The organism is Enterococcus canis NBRC 100695 (genome assembly GCF_001544375.1).
In the GTDB taxonomy this organism is placed as follows: Bacteria; Bacillota; Bacilli; order Lactobacillales; family Enterococcaceae; genus Enterococcus_H; species Enterococcus_H canis.
This window is the reverse complement of record NZ_BCQJ01000011.1, coordinates 1-17,131: the sequence shown is the minus strand read 5'-3', so window position 1 is coordinate 17,131 and position 17,131 is coordinate 1. Positions and strand designations below refer to the sequence as shown.

Genomic DNA, 17,131 nt, shown 5'->3' with positions numbered 1-17,131 from the left:
CGCAGCAAGGCTGATGGCATTCATTATGTGAGGTTTTTTAGGCATCAAAAGCCTGGTTATAACGGATAATTCCTGCCGGCAGTGGTTCTAGCTGTAAACTTTTGATTAAAAAAGCTTCTCTTGGTACTTCAAACGGTGCTTGAATCCCTAAAGGATGGGCGGTCTGATAGCCGAATTTCATATAATAGTCAGGGTCTCCTAAAATGCTGATGAAAGGATAGCCATTCGTTTGAGCGCGTTGTTCTAATTTCAATAATAGCGCGCTACCAACGCCACCATTTTGCACTTCTGGTGCCACTGCTAATGGGGCTAACACTAGACCTGTCAAAGGTTGATCGCCGGTAATTACAGCCTCGCTTAGTAAACCATGACCGATAATGTGGTCGTTCACTGCGACAACTTCTAGGTCTGGTAAATAACTAGGTAATTGTCGAATTTTAGCGACTAATTCTGCTTCTTGCTGATAGCCATATTTGCTCTGTTGAAAAGCAGTTTTGATCAGTTCGGCTACTGCTGGATAATCTTGTTTTTGGACAGTTCGTAATTTCATAAGGTCGGCCTCCCAATGTGAGCTAGCGCGCCCAAGGTTGGATGGAAATTTCGCGGGCATCACAGAAATCTTTCGTGTTGCCACTGATGACTAGCTTAGCTTTTTGTAGTTGCTGCAGATCTTTGGCACCTAACATTGTCATGATTAATTGGATTTCTTGTAGCCATTGTTGGATCATTAGAACTAATGCATCTTCGCCGTGGGACAACAGCTCTTGCAAGAACGTAGCGGCAACCCCAACAGCTGAAGCCCCCAAAGCTAGAGCTTTAACGACATCTAAAGGCTGGCGCACGCCACCTGACGCTAGGCGTGTGATTGGGAGCCCCGCTGTATCTAATAAGCTTTCAGTGGTAGAAAGTCCCCAGCCTAATAAGTCAGTTAGTTCCCGCTGTGGTCGGCGCGCATTTTCGATTTGAATAAAATCTGTGCCGCCACTACCGCCAAGGTCAACAAAAGTGACGCCAGCGGACATGAGTTGCGTAACGGTTTCGCGACTCATGCCGAAGCCAACTTCTTTTACGATTACAGGTACGGATAACTTTGCTGTAATGGCAGCAATTTCTGCTAACCAGCCGCGAAAGTCACGGTCACCTTCAGGCATCACTAGTTCCTGTGGCGCGTTTAGGTGGATTTGTAAGGCGTCAGCCGCTAACAGTTCTACCGCTTGCTGGGCGTCACCTAAGGTCTTACCAGCTCCGATATTTGCTAGAACCACACCGGTGGGATTCGTTTCCCGCACAATAGTGAAGGTGTCTGCTAGCGTGGGATCTTTCAAAGCCGCCGAAACCGAACCTGTGGCCATCATTAATCCGGTTCTTTTGGCAGCAGATGCCAGCTGTTGATTGATTTTTTTAGTTTTCTCACTACCACCGGTCATGGCATTAAGATAGATAGGTGGCATTTTTCGCTGAAACAGGGAGGTCTCAATTGTGGTTTCGCTAACGGTAATTTCTGGTAAAGAACGATGGATGAAACGCAAGTCGTCAAAGCCATTTGAGGTAGGTTTATGGAACGCGCGGGCTAAGGAGACATGCTCGTCTTTTCGGTTCATAGGTCATCCTCCTTCCGGTCATACACGTGTAGCGGCAACGGCGTGATACCGCTTTTTTCCCAAGCTGAAATTAAGGGCAAGACGCCAGATTTTTGTTTGAAAATCACAATGCCACAGTCGCCACCGCCAGCTCCTGAAGATTTAGCAGCTCCTTCATAGGTTTCTGCTAATTCGCAAAGCTTCGTCAAGGCAGGTGTCTCAATGGCGACACCAGTGATGCGACTGAGGGCTTGCAATAAGTGTCGATTTTCACGGATTTTTGTCTGGATCAAGGCTAAATCATTTGCGTGAAAGCCTTGGATCATCGCCTCGACACAAAGCTGACTGGCTTGAAGAAATTGCTGATAATCTTTAGCTACGTGGGCTCGTTGTTGATGAACTTCATCCACCAAGAGCGAGGTAGAGGCTGGGGAACCTGTCCAGCCAATCAAAAGACGTAAATCTTCAGGTGGCGTCAGCGGTTGAATTGAGAGCTTAGGCCAATCTTTTTGTAATAATTCTCCAATAGTTCCCTTTTGAGCGTGAACCCAAGCGGCATCAAAGGTAGTGAAAGCCAACCAGCCACCATAGACACTAGCGGCGATATCGCCACATGAACCGTTAGCTTTAACCCGCAAGTGGGCTAGAGCAGCTAACTTAAATTGCTCAAGCTTGGATAACGTCAACCCGTAAAACTTAGCTAAAGCCTGGACTGTCGCAACCGTTACGGCCCCACTGGAACCTAATCCATACTTCCGGCCATTGGCATTGTCTAATTCGCTCGTTACGATAAGATCAAAAAAGCGTAAAGCTTTACCTTGTTCCTGAGCGTAGGCTTCAACAACATGGATGGCAGCCAATAAATAGTGAAACGGATTTTCGCGAATATCCAGCACCAATTCATTATTCTGCCGGGTCCAACGTACGGGGAAATCGCTATATTGTTCGGATAGCAGACTACCTGCTTGTTTAGCAGGCGCAATTTTAACTGTAATAAATTGATCAATCGCGACTAAAATTGCTGGGTGGCCGGCTTCAACGACGGCATATTCACCGGCGATAAATAATTTGCCAGGGGCGGTAGCTTCAATCATCTTTACTCCTCCTTCCACATCTCAATACCGGGACCAGCCGTAGCTGTTACCAGCTGTTCTTGTGTATAAAAATTACGTAGATAGTCTAACACGGCGGCTTGATTTTTCTTTTCTACTAAGACTTTGACATTAGGGCCGGCATCCATAGTGAAGTAGCAAGGAAAGCCTTGTTCCCGCAGCTGCTGAACATGGGCCATGGCCGTAACGGTCTCGCCATTCCAGTAGGTAAAAGGTGGGACGGCTGCCAACGTCGTGCCATGCATTTTCAACGTGCTGGCCTCAGTAATTTCCCCAAGACGCTGAAAGTCTTTTTTCGCAATGGCAGCTTTCATAGCGACTAAATCTGTGGCGGAGCTAGTGATCCATGCGGGATAAAAGGCGGAGGTTTCGACTGTGCGCTTCATGCCAACGCGACTGCTGACTTTTTTCTCCGTGGCATCTAAGAGGATAAAAATCATCGCTAGGTCATTATGCCAGCCATCATCCGCAACAGGACGGGCATAAGAAGTTTGGTCATCCCCCATGGTCCATTCAGCAAAGCCGCCGTAAATACTACGGCAGGCCGAACCTGAGCCACGGCGCGTCAGGCGTGATAATTCACTGGTGGTAAGCGCCAAATCAAAATACATATTCAAGGCTCCCGCTAAAGCGGCTAGGCCGCTGGCGGAAGAAGCTAGACCCGCGGCAGTTGGCACAAAGTTCGTGCTTTCGATTTTAAGCGGCTGGGTGGACCCGGCTAATTCTCGGAAAAGATCGGCAAATTTTTGCACTTTATTTGTTGCGGAAGCATCTTGCAACTGACCATTTAAAAAGAATTGCTCTGTTTCAGCCGCTGTAACACTGGTTTCTGTATAGAAAGCGTCTAGCGTTAAGGACAAGCTGCTAGTAGTAGGTAAAATCAACTCATCATCCGTTTTACCCCAATATTTAATCAGGGCGATATTCGTATATGCACGCGCCTTACCCTTCATGGGTGTCGCCTCCTAGGTTAAATTGCCAAGTAGCCGCAGCTTTGGTGGCTAGAGCTTGTTGAATTTTGTCGGCAGTCTGTTGGTCTGGGGCGAGGGCAATCATGCAACCACCGCGACCGCCACCGGTTAATTTGGCCCCTAACGCGCCTTGTACTTTGGCAGTAGCAACTAATTCATCAAGCGACTGGTTGCTGACAGTCAATTGTTTTAATAGAGTTTGTGCTTGATCCATCGTAGCTCCTAGCGCGTCTAAGTCATCCGCTAAAATCGCTTCGCGGCTAGCTTTAGCCAAGTGGCCTAAAGTCGTGATGGCTTGAGCCGTCGCTTTTTTTGTTGTTTCAAAAAGGTGGGCAACGTCCTTAACCGCCCCGCGAGTCTGTCCTTTGATCCCTGTATCTGCCACCACTAGGATGCCGTGGGATAAATTCATGGGAAAAGCGGTTAAAGGTTCCCCTTTGATAAAGTAAATTGGGTTAAGACCGCTAGTAGCTGCCGCATCGATACCACTGGGGTTGCCATGGGCAATTTTTTCCGCAATAGCGACCCATTTTTGTAGTTCCGTGGTGGTTAAGGCGTGGCCAACAGCATCGGCTAAAGCGCGAGTGACTGCCACCGCCGTCGCGGCACTGGAACCCATGCCTCGTTCTGGTGGGATTGTACTGGTAATTTTAATCGTTAACGGCGTTAAGTGCCAAGCCGCCGCTAATTCTTGCACAAGTTGTTTGATATTTTCAAGGTGGTGAGGTGCATCAGCTAAAAGCCCTTGGTGATAAACGGAATCAATTTGCCAAGCTTGACTCGCCGTGACCTCGGCTGATAGCTGTACAGCAGAAAAAGGCAGAGCAATCGCAGGTTCTCCGTAGACAACCGCGTGCTCTCCCATTAAAATGATTTTTCCGTTAGCTGCACCGAATCCTGTAGCATTCATGTGGTAGCTCCTTTACATCAGATGAGTCGTGATCCAAGGGGCTGCGTACAAAATCATAAATTGTACACCATAGTTGACCCCCATCTTATTTAATGTACCGCAAACGACGCCAACTAACAAGACGCCAAAGACATTGATCAAGCCCGCATCCATATAAGCTAATAGCAGAATAAAGGCCATAAAGAGACCCAGGATGGCTTCATGGGGAATCTTTTTCAGCACGAAAGCAGTCAAACGACTAGCGTACTTCATGGCAATGACATAAGTAATCGCGGAGGCAATAATGGCCGCAAATAAAATGGCAAAGACAAATTCACCGCGAGATAACAAGTGATGCAAGTTATGATCTAAACTAAAAACCGGTGGTGCGTTAAATAAAGCGTTAGCCGGTCCAACAGCTACTGGAGACAGTGGTAAACCTAAAGCAATCAACGGAATAATCACGCCGGATAAATAAGTAGCATGAGACAAGGCGCTCATGGAGGTAATTGCCATACCGGCCTTTTTAACAGGATCCTTTTCCCGACCAGCGACAGCTTCTCCAAAGAGGATCGTCAAGCCCACTGGACTTAAGAAAAAGAGGAAGTTTGAAAAAAGTGAAACGATGGCACTAGTACCAGCCTCTTTTTTACTAATAGAATGGAAGGGATGCTTTAAGGCCGTTTTTTCATCGACTGTTTGAATCTCAATCGTTTTAGTCTGCAGCTTAGGTAGCTTTTCCCGTTTGTTTTTATTTAATAGGGAAAGAAGGGACAAAATTAACGGTCCAATCGTGATACCTAAGAAGAAAGAAGTGGTGACCGTTTTTTCCTGCGGTACCACGCCGATGCCCCAATAAAGATAGCGTAAGCCTTGGAACAGTAAGGCTAGTGGAATAATGGAAACCAGCGCTAAAATTTTATTCTTTCCAATCAGTGACAGGAAGATAGCGCCAATTACAAATAATAGCGAAGCATAGTCTTTTACGACTTCCGAGAAGGGTGCTAGGATATTTGCCAATAAGAGACTGACAGGAATAGCCACAATAGTTCCGATGATGGAGCCAGTCGCCATTTTACGAATACTGATGGCTGCTAAGCCTTTTTCTTTTAAAAAGAGCGCATGCTCAATCATTGGCGTAGACATGACGCCGCCAGGTAGACCTACTAAAGCGGTCGGAATGGCATTCATTAAATTAAGAGTAACAATAGCAGAAATGAAAAATGCCAAGACAACGATAGGTTGAACGCCTGATAGCACGACGGCTAATGTGATAGGCATCAAGACAGATGTTTCATCAGTACCAGGAACGAATCCGATAAAGCTGTACAAAACGACCGCCGCTAACACGGCGATGAGCATTTGACCTAGTAACGCAAAATCCACCTATTCCGCCTCCTTCTCGACTACATGACGTTTGGGCTTAATGAAAACCGCCGCTAAGATAAAGCCAACTACGGCGCCGCCTAAGCCGAAAAATAATTGTTTAGTGGTATCCCCGGCTGGTGCAATAAAGTAGGCACCCATAGTGGGGACTACACAGAACAGGATAGCGCGAATCAAGTCTTTCAATGAGACTGCGTCACCCCAGATTTCGATATTGTCTTTCATGTTGTTTCCTCCTTGTATTGAGAGTAATTCTCACTCAACTATTGTACTGAAAAGCTTCCTTGGAAACAATTCTTCGCGCTTAATATGTGAATCTTTAATGAATTTTTTAAGAAATAACAGTTGATTTTTTAAAAAAGTGGAGAATTGAAGAGAAAGAAATAACCAAAAAAAATATGCGCAAATAGTTTAAAAAACTTTTGTTTGACACCCCAATATGTGGGGGGTATAGTAGCCTATGTGATTATTTTATACAATATTTAGTGAGAATGTGAGTTGGAGGGTATGAGCGTGATTGTATTAGCGGGCACGATTGGTGCGGGAAAATCAAGCTTAACAGAAATGTTGGCGGACCATTTAGGTAGCCAAGCATTTTATGAAGCAATCGATGATAATGAAGTTTTACCAAAGTTTTATGCAGACCCAGAGAAATATGCGTTTTTATTGCAAATTTACTTTTTGAATAAACGCTTTGCTAGTATCAAACAAGCGATGCAGGATGATGATAATGTCTTGGACCGCTCGATTTATGAGGATTCACTGTTGTTCCATTTAAATGCTGACCTTGGTCGGGCTAGTGACGTCGAGGTTCGGACCTATGATGCGCTATTAGCGAACATGATGGAAGAGTTGCCCTACGCAGCGCATAAAAAACATCCAGATTTGTTAGTGCATATCCGGGTTTCCTTTGAGACCATGTTGGAACGGATTCAAAAACGTGGCCGGGAATACGAACAATTAGAAGTTGACCCCAGCTTATACGACTATTATAAAGAATTAAACAAACGCTATGATGCTTGGTTTGAGGCGTACAATGAAAGTCCTAAGATTCAGATCGACGGCGACCGTCATAACTTTGTGGAAGATCCATTAGCACGAGACTATGTCTTAGGCGTGATTGATGAAAAATTAGCAGAAATCCGTTCAGGGGTAACGGCTTAAAAGAGAGTCTGGAACATAACTCAAAAAGTTATGCTCCAGACTCTTCTTTCTATCCGAATAAACGGTGGAAGCAGAAGCAACTCCTTCGGAAATAAGCTGGACTACACAAAAATTTGAAGAGCAATTTCCGTGTAGTCCTTCTTATTTCTCGGAGTTAGACGCTTCTGTCCCAACCTCTTTAATCTTCAATTTGAATTCCTAAGCCAGCCGCAATAATCAACGCCTGTTCTTGATTCACCTTAAGTCCTTTTAATAATTCCTGAGAAAAGGCGATTTGCTCAAAAGAATTTCTCGTGAAATCTAAACCAGCCAGCTTCGTGCGAAACCAGTTAGAGCCAGTCAATTCGCAACCAGCCAAGTTCAAATTTTGCCATTTCAACTCATAGAACTCGCTTTCTGGTAGTTGGCAGTCTTGAAAAGCTACCGCCTTTAGATTTGTCATACTAAAAGAAGCTAAATTGCCTAAACAATCTTCAAAACGGACATCCCGCAAGAAGCTTTCAGCGAAATTAGTACCCACCAACTTACATTGCTTAAAGACAACCTGGTGAAAGCTGGCCCCAATCCATTCGAGATTAGACAGGTCGCATTTTTCAAAAATGACATTACTGCATTCAAAACGTTCTAAGCGACTGTGGCCCCAGAAAACTTGTTTCAAATGGCTTTCACGAATCACTAAATTGGTGTAATGGCTATAAGAATAATCTTGTTGTTGCAACAAGGTTTGTTCAATCAAGGTCTCGTCCTTCAAAGTTACCGGCAACTCTTCTAAGCTGGGCAACAGTGGTTCTTTGATTTTTGTTTTCTTCATGAGACACCTCCTATTTGATTATAGCAAGTGTCCCCAGTGGATAAAAGAATTAGTCAGAATCTTGCTCGAAAGTTTCATGCAGATGGAAAGCGCGGTTGTAGAAACGTAAAACAGTTGTCATGAGCCAAGCGGCTAAAAGACCTAGGAGACTTCCTAATACAATACCCAAAAAACGATATTGCACGAGGGAATAGAGATACTGCTGCTTAGCCAACATAGCTAACATTAGCGCCATTGGTGTGGAAAAGAAATTGGCGACGGCATAGTTTCTTTTGACGAAAAATTCCACGGTGACAAAGAACAAGGTAATCATCAAAATCATGACGATTGTTGGCAATGGCAGACTAAGCAATAAAGCCGCAATGATGAGTCCAATGGTGGTACCAAAAATGCGTTGGTTGTTACGGGCTAGCATATGGCGTAAATTATCACCTTGTAGGATGGCGGCACAGGAAACCGTGAGCCAGTAAGGATTATGCAGGTGGAAACTTTGACTAAGATAGACAGCGAAGAATAGGATAGCCCCGTAAAATAGGGCATCGAGTAAAGCAGCGGGGTCATGATTCAACTGTTCTTTGAAGGAAAAAGCTGGTAAGGCTTGTGTCGAGCTAGGGAGGCAGCAGGCGACACCGATTGCAATTAGAATGCCGAAAGCAACGGCTAAGCTAGTGGCGGGCAGTTGACTGAGGGGGATCTGAGTGCTGCTCCCCATAGCCGTGACCATTACAATGAAAAAGGGACCTGGCTTACGAATCTCCGCTAAACGGAAAAGCAAACGGCTAAGAAAGGCAATCATGCCAACCACTAAAGGAACGGCTCATTGCCAATGCGTCGCCAGCATACCTAAGAGGTGGCCCATTAAAAGAGCTGCCCCAATCAAGCTAAGTCGCTGTAATTGCTGCTTTTTAGGTAGCGGCTGATAATAAAGGAAAGTAAAAATTCCCAGCGAGGCAAAACTAGCGAAAGCCATATCATGTAAGAAAAAACCGGTCAATAACACAGTCAGCATACAACAACCGGCGCCGATTAGTTGGTACCAGTTGGTTTTTGTTTGATGGAAAAGCCAAAGATCTTGTAGATGCATAGAAACACTCCTTTCTTATAGGGTAACACCAAAACTTGGAAATAAGCAAAAGAAATTTTCAGAAAACAGCGTGAAGCAAAGGGTTGACAAGAACTTTTAAACAAGGTATACTGTTAAAGTTGAGAAATGAAAGCAGAAGCACCCGCTTCTCGCCTTAGCTGACCATCGTCGCTGGGCTAGATAATGGATTCCTTATGGTATCATTGCGGGTTCTGTGTAAGCAGAACTTTTTTTGTGCCTTGGATTCCACCGTTTCCGCTCTTTCTCGCTTAAAAAACTTGGAGGTGAATGACCATAGCAAAGGATATGATGGTGAACGACGGCATTCGTGCACGCGAATTGCGTTTGATCGGACAAGACGGTGAACAATTAGGTGTTAAATCTAAAGTTGAAGCTTTAAAAATCGCAGAACAAGCGAATTTAGACTTGGTTTTAGTCGCACCAACAGCGAAACCGCCAGTTGCGCGAATCATGGATTACGGGAAATTCCGTTTTGAACAACAGAAGAAAACTCGTGAAGCACGCAAAAAACAAAAAGTGATCAATATTAAAGAAGTTCGTTTAAGTCCAACGATTGACGTAAATGACTTTAATACAAAACTTCGCAATGCACGTAAATTCTTGGAAAAAGGGGATAAAGTGAAAGCTTCGATCCGTTTCAAAGGCCGTGCCATTACCCACAAAGAAATTGGTCAGAAAGTCCTTGATCGCTTGGCTGAAGAAACAGCTGACATTGCAACTGTGGAACAAAAAGCGAAAATGGACGGTCGTAGCATGTTTTTGACGCTCGCACCGAAAAACGACAAGTAAGCTAAGCTGAATAGTTCAGTGAACAAAGATTTTGAGGAGGAAATTAGTCATGCCAAAACAAAAAACACACCGCGGATCAGCAAAACGTTTCAAACGTACTGGTGGCGGCGGATTAAAAAGAGGTCGCGCGTTTACAAGTCACCGTTTCCACGGGAAAACGAAGAAACAACGCCGTCAATTGCGTAAAGCAAGCATGGTATCAGCTGGCGATTTTAAACGTATTCGTCAACAACTTTCTCAAATGCGCTAATCAGCGTCATTTGACCCGCACAGCTTTGCTGGCGTAATTGAAACTTTAATTTGAAAATCTTAGGAGGAATTAAACATGGCACGTGTTAAAGGTGGAACAGTAACCCGCAAACGTCGTAAAAAGATCCTTAAATTAGCAAAAGGATACTACGGTTCAAAACATACCCTATTTAAAACAGCAAAAGAACAAGTAATGAATTCATACAACTACGCATATCGCGATCGTCGCCAAAAGAAACGCGACTTCCGTAAATTGTGGATCGCACGTATCAACGCTGCGGCTCGTATGAATGGCTTAAGCTATTCTAAATTGATGCATGGTTTGAAATTGGCAGAGATCGATATCAACCGCAAAATGTTAGCTGACTTAGCAGTTAACGATGCAGCTGCATTTACTATGCTTGCTGACCAAGCAAAAGACGCTTTAGCTAAATAAGCTTAAACGTTGATTATGCAATAGTAACCCCGCTCATATTGAGTGGGGTTTTTCTTTTGGTCTAAATTTCTTTCTTGGTAGTAGTGGAAAAATCAAAATTTACTTTTAGCTCAATTTATAAAATAGCCAAGTACATTACTCGTTAGAGACGTTCTATTTTAATAAATGTCGTTTTTATAAAAATAGAACAAAGTCGCGAAAGGGCAGTTTATGGATGACTCCTAGATAACTTGCTATTTTCGAGGATAACCCCCGTTGACAAGTTTGAAATTTTCTGATAAATTTATGAAAATCATACGAAACGCGATGAGAAAGAAAGTAAAGTGAACAGGTCATGCTAAGAGAGTCCCAGTTGGTGAGAAGGGATGATGATTGTTGATTTGAAAATGGCTTTTGAGCGGATTTCCTGAATAATGAAGGAAATACGGATGCCCCGTTAACAGGCAGCAGTCTCCGACTTTCGGGTACTGGCAGAGGTAAGGTTCGCGAGGATCTTACGAACAAAGGTGGTCACGCATTCTTAATGCCCTTAGCAAATTACGCTAGGGGCATTTTTTATTTGTAAAGGAGGAAAAAGAATGGCGAGTTTTTTAGTGGTACAAACGGATTTTGGGTTACAAGATGGGGCGGTCAATGCCATGTATGGGGTGGCTTATCAAGTAGAGCCGGAGTTGACGATTACGAATTTAACCCATGAGATTGAGCCGTATAATATTCATGATGCCAGTTATCGCTTGTTTCAAAGTGCGATGTATTGGCCGGCGGGGACTGTGTTTGTTTCTGTAGTGGATCCTGGGGTGGGTTCAGAGCGCCGCAGTATTGTCGCAAAATTAGCTGGTGGGCAATATATTATCACGCCGGATAATGGCACCTTGACTTATCTAGCTACCTATACTGGTATCGAATCGGTTCGTCAAATTGATGAAGCGACGCAGCGTTTAGCTGGTTCCAGTGAAAGTCATACCTTCCACGGTCGTGATGTCTATATGTATAATGGCGCCCGTTTGGCTAGTGGCAAAGTATCTTTTGAGGAACTGGGAGCAGAACTATTGCTAGATGAAGTGACGCGCTTCCCATTAGTGGAGCCAACCCAAACGCCAGACAAAATTAGCGGTTCTATCGATATTTTAGATGTTCGTTTTGGCTCATTGTGGACCAACATTCCGTTAGCCTTTTTCAAGGAATGGCAAGTGGCCTACGGGGATCGTTTCTTGGTGAAAATCTATGAAGGTGAAGTTTTACGCTATGAAGATCGAGTGACTTTCGGCCGTTCTTTTGCACAGGTGGCCGAAAAAGAAGCCGTACTCTATATCAATTCATTACTGAATGTTGGACTAGGCATCAACTTAGGTTCATTTGCAGAAACTTATAAAATTGGTACCGGAACTGCTTGGAAAATCATCATTACGAAGGAGAGAGAAGCATGAGAAAATTTACTGTAAAACATATTGTAGCGATTGGGATTGGGGCCGCGGTCTTTTTCATTTTGAAACGTTTCGTAACGATCCCCACGGGTATTCCTAATACGGACATTGCCACTGCTTATCCATTTTTAGCGCTATTAGGCGTTATTTATGGTCCGGTGGTTGCGGGACTGGCTGGTTTTATTGGGCATGCGATTGGTGATTTGACGACTTATGGCGCTTGGTGGTCTTGGATTATCGCCTCTGGTATTTTAGGTGTCTTCTTCGGATTACTGGCAAAACGGATTCCTATCAACGAAGGCATCTTCGGTAAAAAAGAAATCGTGACTTTCTTAGTCGGTGAAACGATTGCCAATCTGGTGGTATGGATTTTGATCGCGCCTATTGGGGATATCTTAATCTATGCGGAAGCCCCTAGCAAAGTATTTACGCAAGGCGTCGTGGCGGGATTGACCAATGCGATTGTGACTGGGATAATTGGGGTTATCTTGTTGAAGGCGTATGCTCAAACAAAAACCAAAAAGGGCAGCTTAACCAAGGAATCTGATTAAAGAATGTGAGCAAATGAAGAAAATAATCGAATTCAATAATTTTAGTTTTCAATATGACGCGCAAGCCGAGCCAACATTGAAACAAATCAATTTAACGATTCATGAAGGAGAAAAAATCCTCATCGTCGGTGCCAGTGGCTCGGGAAAATCGACCTTGGGTAAATGCCTAAATGGTATCATTCCCCAAAATGATCAAGGAACCTTTACCGGCTCTTTGGTAATCAATGGAAAAAACTTCAGTGAAGCGTCAATTTATGATCTCTCCTTAGAAGTCGGCACGGTGTTGCAGGACACCGATAGCCAGTTTGTAGGCTTGACGGTGAAGGAAGATATTGCTTTTTCATTGGAAAATGAAGCGGTGGATCAAACGACAATGCAACGAGCAGTCAAACATTGGGCGGAGCAGACCGCGATTGCCAGTCAGTTGGAAAAGCGTCCCCAAGAGTTGTCTGGCGGGCAAAAACAGCGGGTGACGATTGCGGGGGTCTTGATTGATGAAACGCCAATCCTATTGTTTGATGAACCATTGGCTAATCTTGATCCACAAGCAGGCTATGACTCGATTCAACTGATTGACCGTCTATATCAAAGTAGTGCTTTCACTACAATCATTATTGAACACCGCTTAGAGGAAGTCTTGCAAGCGCCGGTAGACCGCATCATTTTAATGGACGAAGGCCAGATTATCGCTGATTTACCGCCAAGTGAATTGTTACGTCAAAATCTTTTACAGGAATATGGGATTCGCGAACCACTGTATTTAACGGCTTTGAAAGAAGCGGGCGTGGATTTAACCCATTATCCAGATTTGACTAAGGTTTCAGCGCTAGTCTCGCCGGAGATTGCCAAGGACCTGTCGCAACATTTCGTAGAAGCGGTGGCACCAATTGCACCCATCCAAGAGCCGCTTTTAGAATTACGTCAGCTAAGCTTTGGGTATCGGCCAGGACAAGCCATTATTGATCAGCTGGATCTGACCATCCAACGAGGGGAAATGATTAGCTTGGTGGGGCATAATGGTGCCGGCAAATCAACCTTATCCAATTTGATTACGGGCTTTTATGCACCTACCTCTGGGGATATCCTGTGGAAAGGTCAAAGTATTCTAAAGGATTCCATCAAGGAGCGGGCGGAAAAAATCGGCTATGTTTTGCAGAATAGTAATCAAATGCTGTCGAAAACCCAACTTTATGATGAAGTAGCTTTAGGTTTGCGTAACCGGCAAGTTGCGGAAGAAGAGATTGCGGTCAGAGTCGACCAAACCTTAAAAGTTTGCGGCTTGTATCCGTTTCGGAATTGGCCTTTATCGGCCCTAAGTCACGGTCAGAAACGCCGCGTGGCCATTGCTGCGATCCTAGTATTAGAACCAGAAATGATTATTTTAGATGAACCAACGGCGGGGCAAGATCATCGGCATTATAGCGAGATGATGGATTTTCTGCAACAATTGAATCAACAGGGAATCACTATTTTAATGATTACCCATGATATGCATTTGATGCTGGAATATACTCACCGTACATTAGTATTAAAGGGTGGCCGCTTGTTAGCGGACCGCTTGCCTGCTGCCGTTCTATCATCGGAATCCTTAACGCAAGAGGCGAGTCTGCGGGCTACTAGTCTTTATTACTTGGCCCATAATAATCAATTGCCCGATGCAGCAGGCTTTGTTGAAGCGTTTATTGAAAAGGAAAGGCGGGAAGCTTATGGAAAATAGTCATTTGATTGGCTATACGCAAAAGGACACGCCGATTCATGATCTAAGTGGCTTTGCCAAATTAGTCTGCTTCTTGCTAATCTCGGTTATCGGCATGGTCTCTTACGATACGCGCTTTTTATTGGGCTTAGCCGTCTTTTCAATTCTTATTTTCCGCTTAGCAAAGATTCGTTATCGGGAAATCTCCTTTGTCTTAAAATTCATCGCGGCCTTTTCATTATTGAACCTTTTGGCGGTCTACGTTTTTGCACCGGAATATGGGGTCGAAATTTACGGCACGCGTCATGTGATTTTTGAAGGTATTGGTCGCTTTACCTTGACCCAAGAACAGCTTTTTTATGAACTGAATCTATTGATCAAATATTTCGTGACGATTCCACCTGGCTTGATTTTTCTCATGACCACCAATCCTAGTGAGCTAGCTGCTAGTTTGAATCGCATTGGCCTGTCCTATAAGATTGCCTATGCTTTTGCTTTGGCATTACGCTATATTCCCGATATTCAAGAAGACTTTCGTACGATTTCTAAAGCGCAGCAAGCGCGAGGTAATGAAATTTCCAGCAAGGCGCCTCTGCTGAAACGCGTACGGGGCAATCTTGCTATTGCGTTGCCGCTGATTTTTTCAAGTCTTGAACGAATCGATACGATTTCTTCAGCGATGGAGTTGCGCCGTTTTGGGAAAAAGGCCACCCGCAGCTGGTATATGAGTCGTCCGTTGAACCGACAAGATAAATTGGCAATTATCGTAGTGCTGGGCATCACGCTAATTGGTGTTAGTTTGCTTTATCTCAACCAAGGCCGCTTTTACAATCCTTTTCACTAAATAGTTGAAGCAGGTGTCATTGTCTCGCTAGTAGCGGACAGTGGTGCCTGTCTTTTTTTAAATATTTAAATAACGCAAGTGATATGGATATTTTGTTAATTCACCTTGAAACCTCTCCTTGAAACACGTAAACTGAAAATGAAAACGCACACAAAAAATAACTAAGATAACAGAGGAGTTCTTATGACGTATAAAGTAACTACCCATGAACAGTTTTATGTTGTGGAAAATGAAGGCGGCGCAACCTTGACCTATGGCCGTAATAGCGGTGTTGCCTTATTAGAAGTCGATGGCTTTGCTTTTAAAGATCTCAATAAAAATGGCAAGCTGGACCCATATGAAGATTGGCGGCTACCGCAAGCTGAGAGAATTAAAGATTTAGTCAGTCAGCTATCCATCGAAGATATCGGGGGCTTGATGCTTTACAGTAAGCATTTGGCTGTTTCCAGCAAACAGGATGCTTTTTCTAAACAGTTTGGTGGTACCTATGAAGGGAAACCTTTAGCGGAAAGTGAGGCGCAAGTCTGGCAGCTGACGGATCAGCAGCAGGCCATCATTAAAGAAGACCGTATTCGTCATCTTTTGTTAACCGTAGTGGATGATGCTGTTACGGCGGCAAAATGGAACAATGAAGTTCAGGCTTTTTGTGAAGGCAATGGCTTGGGAATACCTGCCAATATTAGTTCAGATCCACGGCATGGTGTTTCTGGAGAAAGCGAGTTTGATGCCGGCGCAGGTGCAGATATTTCCAAGTGGCCCGATTCAGTGGGAATCGCTGCAACCTTTGATCCTGAGCTGGCGGCCGAATATGGTCAAATCGTGGCAGAAGAATACCGGGCGCTAGGCATTGCAACGGCACTTTCACCGCAAATCGATTTAGCCACTGATCCCCGCTGGATGCGGTTTTCCGGTTGTTTTAGTGAACACACCGCCTTAGCAACTGATATGGCCAAGGCCTTTTGTGACGGTTTGCAAACGACAACAGCAGTCGGTTGGGGCCAACAGTCGGTGAATGCGATGGTGAAGCACTGGCCGGGAGGTGGTACAGGTGAAGCTGGTCGCGATGCCCATTATGCGTACGGCAAGTTTGCTGTTTATCCAGAGAATCAATTTCAAGAACACCTGAAGCCCTTTACGGAAGGTGCGTTTGCTTTAACTGGCGGCACTGAAAAAGCGGCGGCTGTTATGCCCTACTATACGATTTCATACGAGCAAACTGCTGAAAACGTAGGGAATGGTTTCAACAAGACAATTATCACTGATCTATTACGGGAACGTTATGATTATGATGGCGTAGTCTGCACTGATTGGGGCATTACAGGCGATGTGGAACGGATGGACAGCTTTATCGGTGGCAAATGCTGGGGTGTCGAAGAGCTGTCGGTAGATGATCGTCACTATAAAGCTTTATTGGCAGGTGTTGACCAATTTGGTGGCAACAATGACTTGGCGCCTGTTTTAGCTGCTTATGAAAAAGGTCGTCAAGAATTAGGCGAGGCAGCAATTCGGGCCCGCTTTGAGGCCAGTGCCACGCGGCTTTTACGAAATGTTTTTCAATGTGGTCTTTTTGAAAATCCTTATACCGATCCTAAAGTGACGCAAGCAACAGTTGCGAAAAAAGAATTTGTCGAAAAAGGCTACCAAGCACAGCAGAAATCGGTGGTCTTATTGAAAAATAATGGTGTCTTACCATTAGCCAAGGGCACCAAAGTTTATGTGCCTAACCGCCGCATTGACGCAACGCAAAACTGGTTTGGTCAAACAATTCCGGCTCATGAAGTCAAACCGTTATCAAAAACATTAGTGAATCAATTCTTTACGTTCTGTGACGATCCGGCTGACGCGGAGGTCGCCTTGATTTGTATCGAGTCTCCTCATACAGAAGGCTACGATCATGCTGGCTACAAGCCAATCTCACTGCAATACACCTCGTATCGGGCGGAGTTAGCACGAGCAAGTAGTATTGGGCAAGACCCTCATGATGAAATTGTCGACCGGACGTATCGCCATCAGGAAAATCAGCCCTCTAACCATGCGGATTTAACCATCATTGAGGAAACGGCCGTAGCTATGCCAGGGAAACCGATTATTGTGGCAGTTATGACCAAGAATCCCTTTGTGCCG

The 17,131-nt window shown here is 44.6% G+C and carries 17 protein-coding genes, 1 pseudogene and 1 other annotated feature; of the genes and pseudogenes, 9 read left to right on the top strand and 9 right to left on the bottom strand.

Annotation, left to right across the window (positions count from 1 at the left end):
- Nucleotides 1-37 precede the first annotated feature (37 nt).
- Genes ECA01S_RS12140 through ECA01S_RS12110 form a run of 7 tightly spaced genes read right to left on the bottom strand, consistent with a single transcriptional unit; the run spans nt 38 to nt 6,163 of the window.
- Nucleotides 38-550: a GNAT family N-acetyltransferase gene (locus ECA01S_RS12140; RefSeq protein ID WP_067395929.1), complete on the bottom strand. Its 513-nt coding sequence runs from the start codon at nt 548-550 to the stop codon at nt 38-40.
- Between the two features lie 22 nt (nt 551-572).
- Nucleotides 573-1,601, bottom strand: a complete 1,029-nt coding sequence (gene fni / locus ECA01S_RS12135) for a type 2 isopentenyl-diphosphate Delta-isomerase (protein WP_067395927.1) — start codon at nt 1,599-1,601, stop codon at nt 573-575.
- Nucleotides 1,598-2,674: a phosphomevalonate kinase gene (locus ECA01S_RS12130; RefSeq protein WP_067395924.1), complete on the bottom strand. Its 1,077-nt coding sequence runs from the start codon at nt 2,672-2,674 to the stop codon at nt 1,598-1,600. Before ECA01S_RS12130 ends, fni begins: the two co-directional genes overlap by 4 nt.
- Nucleotides 2,675-2,676: 2 nt before the next feature.
- Nucleotides 2,677-3,645: a diphosphomevalonate decarboxylase gene (mvaD, locus tag ECA01S_RS12125; RefSeq protein ID WP_067395922.1), complete on the bottom strand. Its 969-nt coding sequence runs from the start codon at nt 3,643-3,645 to the stop codon at nt 2,677-2,679.
- Entirely contained in the window at nt 3,635-4,573 is a 939-nt protein-coding gene (mvk, locus tag ECA01S_RS12120) for a mevalonate kinase (RefSeq protein WP_067395919.1), read from the bottom strand. Before mvk ends, mvaD begins: the two co-directional genes overlap by 11 nt.
- A gap of 12 nt (nt 4,574-4,585) precedes the next feature.
- Nucleotides 4,586-5,938, bottom strand: a complete 1,353-nt coding sequence (locus tag ECA01S_RS12115; protein WP_143139589.1) for a tripartite tricarboxylate transporter permease — start codon at nt 5,936-5,938, stop codon at nt 4,586-4,588.
- A complete protein-coding gene (locus tag ECA01S_RS12110) occupies nt 5,939-6,163 on the bottom strand; it encodes a hypothetical protein (protein WP_067395917.1) in 225 nt (74 codons plus the stop codon).
- A gap of 282 nt (nt 6,164-6,445) precedes the next feature.
- Between ECA01S_RS12110 and ECA01S_RS12105 the strand changes: the two genes are divergently transcribed.
- A complete protein-coding gene (locus ECA01S_RS12105; RefSeq protein WP_071858951.1) occupies nt 6,446-7,102 on the top strand; it encodes a deoxynucleoside kinase in 657 nt (218 codons plus the stop codon).
- A 178-nt stretch (nt 7,103-7,280) separates the two neighbouring features.
- On the opposite strand, the gene ECA01S_RS12100 is transcribed toward ECA01S_RS12105, so the two are convergent.
- Both ECA01S_RS12100 and ECA01S_RS12095 read right to left on the bottom strand, forming a co-directional pair.
- Nucleotides 7,281-7,913 carry a pentapeptide repeat-containing protein gene (locus ECA01S_RS12100; protein WP_067395912.1) on the bottom strand — a complete coding sequence of 211 codons (633 nt, stop codon included), beginning with the start codon at nt 7,911-7,913 and terminating at the stop codon, nt 7,281-7,283.
- Nucleotides 7,914-7,962: 49 nt separating this feature from the next.
- Nucleotides 7,963-8,997, bottom strand: a pseudogene (locus ECA01S_RS12095) (FUSC family protein).
- 288 nt (nt 8,998-9,285) lie between these two features.
- Here ECA01S_RS12095 and infC point away from each other — a divergent pair.
- The 8 genes from infC to ECA01S_RS12055 form a co-directional block, all read left to right on the top strand.
- Nucleotides 9,286-9,807, top strand: coding sequence for a translation initiation factor IF-3 (gene infC, locus ECA01S_RS12090; RefSeq protein ID WP_067395910.1), 522 nt, complete (start codon nt 9,286-9,288; stop codon nt 9,805-9,807).
- A 49-nt stretch (nt 9,808-9,856) separates the two neighbouring features.
- A complete protein-coding gene (gene rpmI / locus ECA01S_RS12085; RefSeq protein WP_067395907.1) occupies nt 9,857-10,057 on the top strand; it encodes a 50S ribosomal protein L35 in 201 nt (66 codons plus the stop codon).
- A gap of 75 nt (nt 10,058-10,132) precedes the next feature.
- On the top strand, nt 10,133-10,492 hold the full coding sequence (gene rplT / locus ECA01S_RS12080) for a 50S ribosomal protein L20 (RefSeq protein WP_067395905.1): 360 nt from the start codon (nt 10,133-10,135) through the stop codon (nt 10,490-10,492).
- A gap of 297 nt (nt 10,493-10,789) precedes the next feature.
- Nucleotides 10,790-11,026, top strand: a binding site (T-box leader).
- Nucleotides 11,027-11,070: 44 nt separating this feature from the next.
- Nucleotides 11,071-11,919, top strand: a complete 849-nt coding sequence (locus ECA01S_RS12075) for an SAM hydrolase/SAM-dependent halogenase family protein (protein ID WP_067395903.1) — start codon at nt 11,071-11,073, stop codon at nt 11,917-11,919.
- Nucleotides 11,916-12,467 (top strand): ECF-type riboflavin transporter substrate-binding protein, encoded by a 552-nt coding sequence (locus ECA01S_RS12070; protein ID WP_067395900.1) that lies wholly within the window; start codon nt 11,916-11,918, stop codon nt 12,465-12,467. Before ECA01S_RS12075 ends, ECA01S_RS12070 begins: the two co-directional genes overlap by 4 nt.
- A 13-nt stretch (nt 12,468-12,480) precedes the next feature.
- Nucleotides 12,481-14,184: an ABC transporter ATP-binding protein gene (locus ECA01S_RS12065; protein WP_067395898.1), complete on the top strand. Its 1,704-nt coding sequence runs from the start codon at nt 12,481-12,483 to the stop codon at nt 14,182-14,184.
- Nucleotides 14,174-15,007 carry an energy-coupling factor transporter transmembrane component T family protein gene (locus tag ECA01S_RS12060; RefSeq protein ID WP_067395895.1) on the top strand — a complete coding sequence of 278 codons (834 nt, stop codon included), beginning with the start codon at nt 14,174-14,176 and terminating at the stop codon, nt 15,005-15,007. Before ECA01S_RS12065 ends, ECA01S_RS12060 begins: the two co-directional genes overlap by 11 nt.
- 183 nt (nt 15,008-15,190) lie before the next feature.
- Nucleotides 15,191-17,131 (top strand): glycoside hydrolase family 3 protein (locus ECA01S_RS12055; protein WP_067395893.1); only part of this gene is annotated, 1,941 nt, incomplete at its 3' end.